This is a genomic window from Flavobacterium sp. B114r (assembly GCF_056824125.1).
The window spans coordinates 1,890,282-1,905,396 of record NZ_CP124858.1 but is presented as its reverse complement, the minus strand read 5'-3'; the positions used below and the strand labels follow the sequence as shown (position 1 = coordinate 1,905,396).

At 35.6% G+C, this 15,115-nt stretch carries 11 protein-coding genes; all 11 read right to left on the bottom strand.

The window, feature by feature from the left end; all coding sequences use genetic code 11:
- Positions 1–112: 112 nt before the first annotated feature.
- A complete protein-coding gene (queG, locus tag QLQ94_RS08380; protein ID WP_482499509.1) occupies positions 113–1,039 on the bottom strand; it encodes a tRNA epoxyqueuosine(34) reductase QueG in 927 nt (308 codons plus the stop codon).
- Positions 1,036–2,382, bottom strand: coding sequence for a cytochrome P450 (locus QLQ94_RS08375; RefSeq protein ID WP_482499507.1), 1,347 nt, complete (start codon positions 2,380–2,382; stop codon positions 1,036–1,038). The genes queG and QLQ94_RS08375 overlap by 4 nt, the downstream gene beginning before the upstream one ends.
- A 12-nt stretch (positions 2,383–2,394) precedes the next feature.
- Entirely contained in the window at positions 2,395–3,417 is a 1,023-nt protein-coding gene (ruvB, locus tag QLQ94_RS08370) for a Holliday junction branch migration DNA helicase RuvB (protein ID WP_427401913.1), read from the bottom strand.
- Positions 3,418–3,720: 303 nt separating this feature from the next.
- Complete coding sequence (locus tag QLQ94_RS08365; protein WP_271337650.1) at positions 3,721–5,523, bottom strand: cytochrome c oxidase subunit I; 1,803 nt, start codon at positions 5,521–5,523, stop codon at positions 3,721–3,723.
- Positions 5,524–5,554: 31 nt separating this feature from the next.
- Entirely contained in the window at positions 5,555–6,739 is a 1,185-nt protein-coding gene (locus tag QLQ94_RS08360) for a cytochrome c oxidase subunit II (protein ID WP_427401912.1), read from the bottom strand.
- Positions 6,740–6,758: 19 nt separating this feature from the next.
- Positions 6,759–8,138, bottom strand: a complete 1,380-nt coding sequence (locus QLQ94_RS08355; protein ID WP_271337652.1) for a cation-translocating P-type ATPase — start codon at positions 8,136–8,138, stop codon at positions 6,759–6,761.
- Between the two features lie 27 nt (positions 8,139–8,165).
- Positions 8,166–8,711: a c-type cytochrome gene (locus QLQ94_RS08350; protein WP_271337653.1), complete on the bottom strand. Its 546-nt coding sequence runs from the start codon at positions 8,709–8,711 to the stop codon at positions 8,166–8,168.
- A gap of 8 nt (positions 8,712–8,719) precedes the next feature.
- Positions 8,720–9,244 carry a DUF3341 domain-containing protein gene (locus tag QLQ94_RS08345; protein ID WP_041516373.1) on the bottom strand — a complete coding sequence of 175 codons (525 nt, stop codon included), beginning with the start codon at positions 9,242–9,244 and terminating at the stop codon, positions 8,720–8,722.
- Positions 9,237–10,637, bottom strand: a complete 1,401-nt coding sequence (nrfD, locus tag QLQ94_RS08340) for an NrfD/PsrC family molybdoenzyme membrane anchor subunit (protein WP_271337657.1) — start codon at positions 10,635–10,637, stop codon at positions 9,237–9,239. Before nrfD ends, QLQ94_RS08345 begins: the two co-directional genes overlap by 8 nt.
- A 34-nt stretch (positions 10,638–10,671) precedes the next feature.
- Positions 10,672–13,737 (bottom strand): TAT-variant-translocated molybdopterin oxidoreductase, encoded by a 3,066-nt coding sequence (locus tag QLQ94_RS08335; protein ID WP_427401910.1) that lies wholly within the window; start codon positions 13,735–13,737, stop codon positions 10,672–10,674.
- Between the two features lie 32 nt (positions 13,738–13,769).
- Positions 13,770–15,095, bottom strand: a complete 1,326-nt coding sequence (locus tag QLQ94_RS08330; protein ID WP_271337659.1) for a c-type cytochrome — start codon at positions 15,093–15,095, stop codon at positions 13,770–13,772.
- Positions 15,096–15,115 lie beyond the last annotated feature (20 nt).

The following is a 15,115-nucleotide window of genomic DNA, read 5'->3' as shown; positions in this document are numbered from 1 at the left end:
TTGATTTTTAGACAAATATGGGATAAAAATGTAAAAATCTTACAAACTGCGAGAAATATAGAATAGGGAAGGATAGCCTCGAAAAAGACAAAAAATTAAAAAATAGAGAAAATTACTCTAAAAATTTAACATTTCGCTTCAAACCATTAAACTTGGTTCTTTTGATTGGCGAGTTTCTGAAAACGGCACGAAAAGTTTCTTCTGTAATCTCGATCCAGTCCTTTTTAGAAAAAGAAAGCAGTTCCGGATTCGGATTAAATAAAGGTTCTGAATGGGGTTTCGAGAACCGGTTCCAGGGGCAAACATCCTGGCAAGTATCACAGCCAAACATCCATTCGTCAAATTTCCCTTTCATTTCATAAGGAATATTCTCTTTGAGTTCAATGGTGTAATAAGAAATACATTTGCTTCCGTCAACAACATGCGGAGCAACAATTGCCTGCGTGGGACAAGCGTCGATACAAGCAGTACAAGAACCGCAATGATCTGTAGTAGCATGATCGTATTCTAATTCTAAATCGAGTATCAGCTCGGCAATAAAGTAAAAAGAACCTACCTTTTGGGTCAATAGATTCCCGCTTTTACCAATCCATCCCAAACCACTTTTTGCCGCCCATGCCCTGTCTAAAACAGGCGCCGAATCAACAAAAGCACGACCGGAAACATCGCCTATATTTTCCTGGATAGCATGCAGAAATTCCTTGAGTTTATCTTTGATTACAAAATGATAATCCTGCCCGTAGGCATATTTCGAGATTTTAAAACTGTCCTGACTTTGGGTTTCTTCGGGATAATAATTTAGCAAAAGCGAAACAACACTTTTGGCATCATCAACCAATAAGGTAGGATCTAAACGCTTGTCAAAATAGTTCTCCATATAGGCCATTTGCCCGTGATGGTTATTGTTAAGCCATTTTTCAAGACGTGGCGCTTCCTCTTCCAGAAATCCTGCTTTAGAAATTCCACAAGAAAGAAAACCCAGACGTTTTGCTTCAGATTTTATAAATTCCGAATATGTTTCTTTTGCATTAATACTCATCTTTTAGAGAATGAAACTTCTACACCAACAGGTTTTAATGTTATTAGAGGATTAAACTGAACAGTATCTGTACTGGATTTAATCACGTATTTTTTTACAATCTGAGAAATAGCCAGACACATTTCATAAATAGCAAACCCTGCACCTATGCACATTCTTGGACCCGCTCCAAACGGATAAAAGTATTGCATCGATTGCTTTTTTTGTTCTCCAAGAAATCGTTCCGGATCAAATTGTTCCGGGTTTACCCAATATTTAGGATTTCGATGTAACTCATAAAAAGAAACACCAATCAGTGTTCCCTTTTTGATATGATAACCGGCTAGAGTATCATCAGCAACATTCTGCCTGTCGGTAATCCAGGCCGGTGGATACAAACGCATCGACTCGTTTAAAACGGCATTGGTATATGTCATTTTCTGAAGCTGTTCAACAATATCATTCGTTTGGAATTGAATCTCAGTAATCTCATCAAAAACTCTTTGTTGAATCTCAGGATTCCTTCCTAAAAGATGCAAAGTAAAAGTCAGGGCATTGGCTGTAGTTTCATGCCCGGCAATAAACAGCACTTTAATTTCATCAACCAATTGACTTACAGTCATCCCTTCTCCCGTATCCTCATATCGGGTCTCCAAAAGCATGTTCAGAAGGTCATTAATTTCTTCTTTCGAAGCCATTCTATCCTCAATAATTTCCTGAATAATACTATTATTCTCCTTGGCCAGTTCAAGATGATTCTTTACCTGGCCGCTTAACGAAAACCACCATGCTTTATGCGGAAGCCTGATTTCCTTAATTAAGAAATTCTGTACTTCTTCGATAATGAATTTTATCCTATTCAATTTTTCGTCTGAAATTGAAAGTTGAAATAATGACTTCGCCACAACATTAAATGCCAATTGGCTCATTACAGGAAAAAGATCAATTGCTTTTTCTTCTTCTAAATCTTTCAATTCTACAGCAATGGTATCATTCATGTTTTCTACCAGCTGATTCATCTTTTGCTTATGAAAAGCAGGCTGAATCAGTCTTCTTTGTTTCAGCCAAAAATCACCATCAACAGTCAAAAGTCCTTTGCCTAAATATTTCGAAAGGTAGACAGATTGAAATTTAGACTTATGATAATTCTTTTGATTCTTCTGCAGGATATACTGAGCAATTTCATTGTCCCTCGATAAGATGATATGTTTTGACCAGCCAATTTTAAGGGAAAAAGAATCTCCCAACTGATCAAAATATCTGGCATGAAAAGGGATCGGATTTCGTCGTACTCCTTCAGCATCAAGAAAAAATCTCACTATTGAAAGTCTGTTGGGATAAATATATTTTCGATTATCAGACATCTTATAATAGAATTAAAACAATCCGCCCTGAATGTTCGTGTTTATTTTACCTAAGTGTTTATAAGCTTTATCTGTAACTTCACGACCACGTGGCGTACGCATGATAAAACCTTCCTGAATCAAAAATGGCTCATAAACTTCCTCAATAGTTTCACTGCTTTCAGAAACTGCAGTTGCCAAAGTTGAAAGCCCAACAGGTCCACCTTTGAATTTATTGATAATCGTTAATAAAATTTTATTATCCATTTCATCAAGACCGTGAGCATCGACATTCAATGCTTTTAGCGCATAACGTGCAATTTCAAGATCGATAGTTCCATTTCCTTTTATCTGTGCAAAATCACGTACTCTTCGCAACAGTGCATTTGCAATACGAGGTGTACCACGGCTCCTGCCCGCGATTTCTATCGCAGCATTTAATGAAATTGGCATCTTAAGTATAGAAGAACTTCTTTCGACAATAGAAGTCAAAAGTTCAGTAGTATAGTATTGTAATCGTGATGAAATTCCAAAACGTGCACGCATTGGCGCCGTCAGTAATCCTGAACGGGTTGTAGCCCCGATTAGAGTAAAAGGATTTAGATTGATTTGTACCGTTCTGGCATTTGGCCCCGACTCGATCATAATATCAATTTTAAAATCTTCCATTGCCGAATATAAATATTCTTCAACAATTGGACTTAGACGATGAATTTCGTCAATGAACAAAACATCTCTCTCATCAAGATTGGTCAATAACCCGGCCAGATCTCCAGGTTTATCTAAAACAGGACCGGAAGTAATTTTTATCCCGACTTCAAGTTCATTGGCCAAAATATTCGCCAAAGTCGTTTTTCCTAATCCCGGGGGTCCATGAAAAAGTGTATGATCAAGAGCTTCACCACGCTGATTGGCTGCCGCAACAAAAACTTTTAAATTCTCTAAAACCTGATCTTGTCCGGCAAAATCATCAAATGACAGCGGACGTAATCTTTTTTCGAGATCTAATTCTTCTGGATTGTACCCATTTGTAGTGGGATCTAGGTTTTCATTCATTTTACAAAGATAGACAAAGTAATCAGTTTGTAAAACAGATAAATTTCAAATAAAAAAAGGAAAATTCATTATTAAAATTCTAATATTTTAAATTCCGAATTCCAACTTATTACTTTCTTTAATCATTTGCAGAGTTACTTAATCAAATAATAATAAGAAGCCAAATTGCTATACAGTTTACCTTCAATTTAAATTGATAAAAAATACATGGTTCGTTTCACCTACTAACATTCCTGGAATTTATATAAAACGGAATAAAACAAAAAAAAGACCATCTTCTCAGATGGTCTCTCTTATAATATTTTAGTGGTGTAAAACTTCTTCACCTTCTTTCATTGGTACATTTTGCGGTACAAAATCTACATCATGATTTGGGTTACTATAGTCATATGGCCAACGGTATACATGAGGAATTTCTCCTGGCCAGTTACCGTGAATATGTTCTACCGGAGTAGTCCACTCTAATGTTGTAGATCTCCAAGGATTCTGAACTGCTTTCTTACCGTAGAAAATACTAACAAAGAAATTGTATAAGAATACTAACTGGAACGCACCTCCTACAAGAGCAAATGTTGTAATTAAAACATTCACATTTTGTAAATCATCAAATAATGGGAAGTTTGTGTTTGTATAATAACGTCTTGGTAAACCAGCTAATCCGATAAAGTGCATTGGGAAGAAAACTCCGTAAGCACAAACCGCTGTTACCCAAAAGTGAATATAACCTAAGTTTTTATTTAACATTCTTCCGTACATCTTAGGGAACCAGTGGTAAATACCAGCAAACATTCCGTAAAGTGCAGAGATACCCATTACTAAGTGAAAGTGAGCAATTACAAAGTAAGTATCGTGAACGTTAATATCCAAAGTACTATCTCCTAAGATGATTCCAGTTAAACCTCCAGTGATGAAAGTAGAAACCATTCCGATAGAGAATAACATTGCAGGGTTGAATTGCAGGTTACCTTTCCATAAAGTTGTAATCCAGTTGAATGCTTTTACAGCAGATGGAATTGCAATCAATAAAGTAGTAAAGGTAAATACAGATCCTAAGAAAGGATTCATACCTGAAATAAACATATGGTGACCCCAAACGATTGTTGATAAAAATGCAATTGCAAGAACTGACATAATCATCGCTCTGTACCCAAAAATTGGTTTACGAGAATTCGTAGCCATAATTTCAGAAACAAGACCCATCGCTGGTAAGATTACAATATAAACCTCCGGGTGTCCTAAGAACCAGAATAAGTGTTCGAATAAAACCGGAGAACCACCTTGGTAATGTAAAACCTCTCCAGCAATATAGATATCAGATAAGAAGAATGAAGTACCAAAACTTCTGTCAAAAATCAATAATAAAGCTGCAGATAACAATACAGGGAATGAGATAACACCAATAATAGCTGTTACAAAAAATGTCCAGATTGTAAGCGGAAGTCTGGTCATAGACATTCCTTTAGTTCTTAAGTTGATAACAGTTACGATGTAGTTTAAAGATCCCATTAAAGAAGATGCAATAAAGATAGCCATAGAAACTAACCATAAAGTCATACCTGTTCCAGAACCTGGAATCGCTTGTGGTAAAGCACTTAATGGAGGGTAGATTGTCCAACCTGCAGAAGCTGGTCCAGCTTCAACAAATAATGAAGACAACATAATCACAGCAGACAAGAAAAACAACCAGTATGAAACCATGTTCATAAATCCGGAAGCCATATCTCTTGCTCCAATTTGAAGTGGAATAAGTAAGTTACTAAATGTACCACTTAAACCAGCTGTTAGTACAAAGAATACCATGATGGTACCGTGAATTGTTACTAAAGCCAAATAAATATCATTTGCCATTACACCATCAGGTGCAAATTTATCTCCTAATAAAACATTAAAGATTTTGAAAGACTCTTCCGGCCATGCTAATTGCATTCTAAAAAGCAAGGACATTGCAATACCAATAATTCCCATGAAAATACCGGTAATTAAGTATTGCTTCGCAATCATTTTGTGATCAATACTAAAAATGTATTTAGTAATGAACGTTTCTTTATGATGGTGTTCGTGCTCGTGATCGTGTCCGTGATCGTGATCGTGCGCTTCTGCTGACATATATGTGTACTTTAAATTTTCTTAATAAATATTATTTCATAGCAACTTTAGCAATAGCTGCTTTAACAGTATCAATGACCGCTTTAACAGTATCTTTTGCTGTACTATCTGTAGTCGCTTTTGCTCCTTCAGCTGGTGCTTTAGCAGCTGCTGCCGCTTTAATATCCTGAGCTAAAGTAGTTTTTTCACTTAACCATTTTTTATAGTCTTCCGGAGTATCAACAACTACTTTCATTTGCATGTTGTAGTGAGAAGCTCCACAAATTTTATTACATAACAATAAATAATCAAATGTATAAGGATCTAAAGCTGTACCGCCTTTAGCAACTAACTCAACACTTTTTTCAGCTCTCAATTTATTGATGTTTGAAACCTTCTCTACCATAAATGGTAACTCTCTGTATTCAGAAGTTGTATAAGTAGGCACAAAAGCAAATTCAGTAACCATACCAGGAACACAGTTCATCTGCGCTCTAAAGTGAGGCATATAAGCTGAGTGTAATACATCTTGAGAACGCATCTTAAAGTGTACTTTTTTACCTTTTGGAATATGCAACTCAGAAACTACAATATCATCTTGAGAATTAGGATCAGACATATCAACACCTAAAGTATTGATTCCTTCAATCAAACGTACGTTTGCTTTTCCTAAAACATTATCATTACCAGCATATCTTGCAGTCCATTTGAACTGTTGTGCATATAATTCGATTTCAATTACATCTTCGTCTTTATCAACAAACATAATGTTGTTCCATGCATACAATCCGTAAAGGATCAAACAAGCCAAAACTACAGATGGAATAATACTCCAGATTGCTTCTAATTTGTTACTATCAGCAAAGAATAATGCTTTTTTGTCTTTATGTCCTCTATTTTTGAAAGAAAACCAATAAAGTAAACCTTGTGTAATAAATTGAACTACAAAAATTAAAACCCATGTAATATTCATTAAATTATCTACTAAAAGCCCATGCTCTGAAGCAGGAGTATGAAGTGCTAAATTACCCCATTTTAGTAAACCGTAAATCGTAAATATATAAATGAAAGCCAAAAAGCCAAACATAATATATCCCTGAATATTATTATCATTATCTGATGCAACTTGAGTATCGTCCGAAGAAGATCCCACTTGAGTAAGATCAAATATCTTGGTCAATTGCCACAATGCAATTGCTAATAAAACTAAAACTACAATTACCAACAAACTTGTCATCTGTTTACTTCTTTAAATATTAATAATGAAAATGTTTACTTTCTTCAATGAAAGGATTTCTTTTTGCTAACAAAGGAGCTTTAGTTAATGCAGTAAATACAACAAAAATAAATAAACCTAAGAAGAAAAGTATAGATGCAATTTCAGGAATTCCAATAAACCATTTATCTCCAACTGTACCAGGCATAATCATATTAAAGAAATCTACATAGTGACCTAATAAGATAACAACACCAGCCATAACAATAACCCAGCTAAGACGTTTGAAATCTGTGTTGATTAATATTAATAAAGGGAATACGAAGTTCATAACCACAGCACCAAAGAATGGTAAATTGTATAATTGAATTCTTGTTATGAAGTAAGTTACCTCTTCCGGAATATTAGCATACCAGATCAACATGAATTGAGAGAACCATAAATAAGTCCAGAAAACACTAATACCAAACATAAATTTAGCTAAATCGTGAATATGACTTGTATTTACGTACTCTAAATATCCTTTAGATTTTAAGTAAACAGTTACTAATGCAATTGCAGTAATACCACTTACAAAGAAAGAAGCGAATACATACCATCCAAATAATGTACTGAACCAGTGTGGATCAATTGACATAATCCAGTCCCAAGACATGATAGACTCAGAAACGATAAAGAATACTAAGAAACCAGCAGTTAACTTAAAGTTCTTTTTGTAGTATAGATCATCATTAGCCTCATCCTGTGCCAAACAATTTTTTCTTGAAAAATAATTATATAAATTCCATCCAATTAAAAATATGGCAGCTCTAATAAGCCAGAAAGGAAAGTTTAAGTAACCTGCTTTACCAGCAATAATTTTATCATAGTTTGGACTAGTAGGATCTGTAACTCCTTCACCTAACCATACAAATATGTGATTAAAGTGTAATCCGCAAAGAATTAATATGATAAAGAAAATAACAGAACCAACTGGCAAATAAGCAGTAATTCCCTGCATAACTCTAAACAAAACCGGAGACCAACCTGCCTGAGCAACTTGTTGAATAGCATAAAATGCTAAAGTTCCCATAGAAAGTAGTAAGAAGAAAATACAAGCAACATATAAAGCTGACCAAGGCTTATTTTGCAATTGGTTCAATACATGTTTTAAATGTTTTTCGTGCTCATCAGCAGCATTAACTTTTGCATGCTCTCCACCTTTATGTGAGTCATGCGAAGCTTCAGCAGCTTCGTGATGTCCAGCTTCTGCTGTTGCTTCATGTGCAGCACCATGAGATCCATGTGCATCTGCAGCTAGAATTTTTTCAACTTCTTGAATATCTTTAGGAGCAGTTAAAAAACCATATCCAATTCCTAATATACCAAGGGCCATTAGGATGATAGAAAAAGTTTTTAATTTACTTGAAAATGTATACATATCTATTACGATCAGTTTGTTCAACAATTATAATTGGCTTTTTAGTTTTAGAACATAGTCAGCAACTAACCAACGTTCGTGGGCACTTAATTGATTTGCATGTGAACCCATTGCATTTAAACCATAAGTTTCAACGTGAAAGATACTTCCTTCAGTGATTTCTCTGTCTTTATAGCTAGGTACTCCAAGAAATTTTTCTCTTTCAACCAATTTACCTTTACCGTTTCCAGTTGCACCATGACAACTGATACAGTAAATATCGAAAAGTTCTTTTCCTTTTCCGGAATTTCTTTCGATAGAATCCAAAGGCGATTTTAAATTAGCTTTTGCCAATTCATAACCTGCAGTTGAATTTTCATATTCATAAGGTTCAAAACCTCTATTGATACTTCCTTGTGCAGGAAGCTGTCCTTCTTTTCCACCTTTAAATATTTTTGCTTCTGCATATGGTTCATATGCTAAAGATTCATACATATTAGGGAAATACTGATAGTTTGGTGCCGAAGTATTGTGGCATGATGAAACTAAAATAGTTATACCAACTAAAAGTGTTATTTTATATATCCTTTTCATAGCTACAATTAATTCTTTTCAATTACTTTAACTTCAACTGCTCCTGTACCTTCGAAAAAAGAAACTAGTTCTGCTTCGTTATCATTTACAGCAACTTCCATTAAAAAATGGTCATCTGTTGTTCTTACATCAGGATTCTCAGCTTCTTTAAATGGCCATAATCTACTTCTCATATAAAAAGTGATAACCATTAAGTGAGCAGCAAAAAATACTGTCATTTCAAACATAATTGGTACAAATGCAGGCATATTCTGAATGAAACTAAAACTTGGTTTTCCTCCAATGTCCTGCGGCCAATCATGAATCATGATATAACTCATCATAGTCGTTGCAACAGAAATACCAACACATCCATATAAAAATGCACAAATTGCTAATCTTGTTGGCGCTAAACCCATAGCCTTATCCAATCCGTGAACTGGGAATGGAGTAAAAACTTCTTCAATATGATGATGAGCAGCTCTGGTTTTCTTTACTGCATCCATCAAAATATCATCGTCATTATAAATGGCGTATATTACTTTATTACTCATGATGTGTATCTTTTTTTGCTCTTTCTCTAATGTAATTATCTCCTGTTCCTTTCAAAATTGTTTTAACCTCTGCCTGAGCAATTACAGGGAATGTTCTAGAGTATAATAAAAACAATACGAAGAAGAAACCAATCGTTCCGATGAAAATTCCAATATCAACAAATGTTGGTGAGAACATTGTCCAAGAAGATGGAAGGTAATCTCTATGTAAAGAAGTAACAATAATTACGAATCTTTCAAACCACATTCCGATGTTTACTACGATCGAAATAATAAATGAAAACATGATACTTGTTCTTAATTTCTTGAACCACATAAATTGTGGAGAGAAAACGTTACAAGTCATCATCGACCAATATGCCCACCAGTAAGGTCCGGTTGCTCTGTTTAAGAACGCATATTGCTCATACTCTACTCCTGAGTACCAAGCTACGAATAACTCAGTGATATACGCTACTCCAACGATAGAACCTGTAATCATAATTACAATATTCATTAACTCGATATGTTGTACCGTAATATATGCTTCAAGGTTAGAAACTTTTCTCATAACGATCAACAATGTGTTTACCATTGCAAATCCTGAGAAAACCGCTCCGGCAACGAAGTACGGAGGGAAAATTGTTGTATGCCATCCTGGTATTACAGATGTAGCAAAGTCCATCGATACAATCGTGTGTACAGAAAGTACAAGAGGAGTAGCTAAACCAGCCAATACTAATGATACTTCTTCAAAACGCTGCCAATCTTTAGCTCTACCACTCCATCCAAAACTTAGGATAGAATATACTCTTTTATTAAAAGGTGTTATCGCTCTATCACGTAGCATTGCAAAATCAGGTAATAAACCAGTCCACCAGAAAACTAATGATACTGAAAGGTACGTTGAAATTGCGAAAACGTCCCAAAGCAATGGTGAGTTAAAGTTTACCCATAAAGATCCAAATTGATTTGGAATAGGTAAAACCCAGTATGCTAACCATGGACGTCCCATGTGAATAATTGGAAATAAACCTGCCTGAACTACCGAAAAGATAGTCATTGCTTCTGCAGAACGGTTAATCGCCATTCTCCAGCGTTGACGGAAAAGTAATAATACCGCAGAAATTAATGTTCCGGCGTGACCAATACCAACCCACCAAACAAAGTTCGTGATATCCCAAGCCCAACCAACTGTTTTATTTAATCCCCATGTTCCGATACCGGTAGATACAGTGTAAATTATACAACCTAACCCCCAAAGGAAGGCTATTAATGCGATAGAAAATACAATCCACCATTGTTTGTTTGCAGGCCCCTCAACAGGTGCAGCTACATCTACAGTTACATCGTGATAAGATTTATCACCTATAACTAAAGGTTTTCTAATGGGTGCTTCGTAGTGAGACGACATAATCCTTTATATGTTTCTTAATTAATAATTTATTCTAAGTATTTCTAACTTTAACATGGTAAACCACATTAGGTTTTGTTCCAACATGCTCCAATAAATGGTATGATCTATCGTCAGCAGCTAATTTAGCAACTTTACTTTCAGTATCATTAACATCACCAAATATCATTGCTCCAGAAGAACAAGCATTTGAACAAGCTGTTTGGAATTCACCATCAGCAACCGGACGACCTTCATTTTTTGCTTTCAATTTAGTCGCCTGTGTCATTTGAATACACATAGAACATTTTTCCATAACTCCACGTGAACGAACGTTTACGTCTGGGTTTAATACCATACGTCCTAAATCATCATTCATGTGGTAATCGAATTCACTGTTTTTGTTGTACAAGAACCAGTTGAAACGACGTACTTTATACGGACAGTTGTTTGCACAATAACGAGTACCAACACATCTGTTGTATGCCATATGATTTTGACCTTCACGACCGTGAGAAGTTGCAGCAACCGGACAAACTGTTTCACACGGTGCGTGATTACAGTGCTGACACATTACTGGTTGGAAAGAAACTTGTGGATTATCTCCTGCTTTTTCCATTTCATTAAATGTAGATAATGAACTAGATAAACCAGCGATTTCATCCTTTCTTTTGTTATCACCTTCAAAAGTACTTTCAGAAGAATAATATCTGTCAATACGCAACCAGTGCATATCACGGCTTCTTCTTACTTCTGCTTTACCTACAACAGGTACGTTGTTTTCAGCGTGACAAGCAATAACACATGCTCCACAACCTGTACAAGCGTTTAAGTCAATCGAGAGATTAAAGTGATGTCCTGTAGAACGATCAAATGATTCCCATAAATCAACAGTTGTAGCTTTAACTTCTTCGTGATCTAAAGATACCATTGGTTGTTCGTTCCAATGTTCAGGATCTTTAGTATTAAAGATTTCAAGAGAAGTTTCTTTAATAATATCTCCTCTTCCCATTAATGTTTTCTGTCCCTGAACACAAGCAAACTCATGAACACCATTTGCTTTCGCAATAGAAACAGATTGAACACTACTGAAATTTTTATATAAAGTGTAAGCATTTAAACCTACCTGCATTTCATCTTTTAAAGCTGCCTTACGACCGTAACCTAAAGCCAAACCAACTGTACCAACAGCTTGTCCTGGCTGAACAATTACTGGAACGTTTTCTAATTTCAAACCATCAGCAGTAGTAACTGTAGCATAACTTCCGTTTAAACCTCCGTTTGCAACAATTTCATTTGTTAAGTTTAATTTTTTAGCATCAGCATTCGAAACAGTTACATAGTTATCCCAAGAAACTCTTGTGATTGGATCCGGAAATTCCTGCAACCAAGGATTGTTTGCTTGTTGACCATCTCCTAAACCTGTTTTTGTATACAATACCAATTCAAAGTCTCCGGCAGTTTTTGATTTTGCAACAGCATTTGCAGCAGAAGCATAATCAACAGAACCCGCAGATAAAGCCGATGAACCAATTACAGAAACACCATCATGTAAAACTTTATTCCAAGAAGAACCTGCAACTACAGAAGCTGAATTAGCTTTTATGTAATCATAGAAATTTCCAGGAGTTCCGTTTAATGATAGTAAAACATCTTGAAATTGTTTAGTATCAAATATTGGACGAATAGTTGGCTGAGTCAAACTATAAGTTCCTTTTGTAATTACAACATCTCCCCAAGCCTCTAAATAATGAGGTACCGGAGCAGCAATTGTAGTTATAGATGCAGTCTCATCTTCTTTTAAAGAAAATGCAACTGATGTTTGTACTTTTTTCAATCCAGTTACAAAAGAAGCTGAATCAGCTAATGTATAAACCGGATTAATTCCGCTCATGATTAAAGTATGAATACTTCCTGCATTCATATCTTTCACCAATTGAGATACAATTGCATTAGAACCTTTTCTAATTTGTCTTGTCCCTACAGTATTAAAAGCTTCACTAGCCAACACCTGGTTGATAGCCAAAACCAATAATTGAGCATTTTTATCTTCAAGTCCAGAAACCAAAACTCCTTTAGAACCTGCAAGTTTTAAATCATGAATAGCTTTAGCTACTTCAGGTTTAAACTTAGAATCTAAAGAATTGGCTACAGAAGAACCTGTAATATTATTATAAATCTCTACTAGAGCTTGTTTTTGATTCGCAGCATTCATAGGAATACGTTTATCAGCAGCAGCTCCTGACAATGTCATATTTGATTCAAACTGAAAATGACGAGACATTTTCTTAGAACCTGTAGACCCAGACGGAATTCTACCTTGTGCATAACCCGCATCGTATCCACCACCTTGCCAATCTCCTAAGAAATCAGCTCCAACAGAAACAATTACAGCAGCTTTTGAGAAATCGTAATCAACAAGAGCTCTTTCACCGTAAACTGTCTCGAATGCATCTAACGCGTCTGATGAAGAAACCGCATCGTAAACAACGTGTTTTGCATTTGGATTTTTAGCGATAAATTCACCTATTAATTTCTCAGTAGAAGGACTTGCTAAAGTATTTGTCAACAATACCACTTGCCCACCTTTTGCTTTTGCATCAGCCAGACTTGATTTAATTTTCAAATCAACAGCAGACCAGCTACTATTTTTTCCATCCAATTTAGGTTCTTTCAAACGCATGCTATCGTATAAAGATAAGATAGACGCATGAATTCTAGCATTGGCTGAAAACTTAGCTCCAGAAATAGTATTGTTATCAATTTTAATTGGACGACCCTCACGAGTTTTTACTAATAAGTTAGCAAAATCAAAACCATCAAAAACAGTAGTTGCATAATAATCAGCAACACCAGGAATGATTTGTTCTGGTTGTAAAACATATGGTATAGACTTGTGAACAGGACCTTCGCAGGCAGCAAGTGTAACCGCTGCAGTACTAAATCCTACGTACTTTAAAAAGTCACGACGTGAAGTTCCAGATGTAGCTAAAGCATCTGCATTTCCTAAAAATTCTTCAGTAGGAATTTCTTCAACAAATTCGTTATTTCTAAGCGCCTCAACAATAGAACTATTCTCTAGTTCTTCAACACTTTTCCAGTATTTTTTGTTTGATGACATTGTATATAAATATTAAAATCTTAATAATTCGATTAATAGTGGCATTTACCGCATTCTAAACCTCCCATTTGCGCTGCAGTCAATTTCTCTACACCGTATTTTTTAGAAAGTTCAGCATGAATTTTATCATAGTAAGCATTGCCTTCCATCTTAACATCAGTTTTTCTATGGCAATCAATACACCATCCCATTGTTAATTTAGAATATTGCTTCATGATCTCAAATTCCTGCACAGGACCGTGACAAGTTTGACATTCAATTCCTGCAACAGTTACGTGTTGAGAGTGATTGAAGTAAACAAAATCAGGAAGATTATGAATACGAACCCATTTTACAGGCTGCGTTTTTCCAGTATACTCTTGCTTAGTTTTATCCCAACCAACAGCATCATATAATTTTTGGATTTCACCATCGTAAAATGCTTTGCTGTACTCAGGAGTAGCAGTAGTTTCAGCAACTTCAGAAATATTTTTATGACAGTTCATACAAACATTCAAAGAAGGAATACCAGCAGTCTTACTCACACGAGCAGCAGAGTGACAATATTTACAATTGATTTCGTTATCTCCAGCGTGTATTTTATGAGAATAGTGAATTGGCTGAATTGGTTGATAATTTTGATCAACACCAACTTGCATTAAGTAAGCATACACAAAATAACCACTTGCTAAAAGCAAAAATATAGAAGTAACTAAAACCAGGAACTGATTTTTAGCAAAAGCTTTCCATATTGGAGTTCTAGCTTCTCTAGGAGCAACTACAATACCATTATTACTTGCTACTTTAGTCAACACTTTGTTCACCATGAACAACATAACAACTAAAATTGCCATTACAAGAGCAAGAGCTCCTAAAATAATATTATTTGAAACTCCACCACCTTCAACGTTAGTTCCCGGAGGAGTAGCAGCAGTACCAGCAGCAGGCTCAGCTTTTACTTCAGAAGTATAAGCGATAATATTATCAATATCACCTGTTGACAATTGAGGAAAAGAAGTCATTACTGACTTGTTGTGCTCTTCAAATAATTTAACAGCAACAGGATCCCCTGATTTAATCATTTCTGAACTGTTGTGCACCCACTTGTAAATCCAAGCCATGTCGTGTTTGGAAGCAACCCCTCTTAGGGCCGGACCTGTTGACTTAGCATCTAATTTGTGACATGCAGCGCAATTTGCATTAAAAAGTTCTTTCCCTTTTACTGGATCACCACCTGCAGCAGCAACCGGAGCAGCAGCTTCAGGCGCCGCCGGAGCAGCAGCTTCTTGAGCAAATGAAGTTAGGGAGAAAATTAACGTTAGCGATAAGCTAAGTAGTAATTTTCTTGAGATCGAATTATGGTTACCCACCTTTTTCATATAGTATAATAATTATCTAC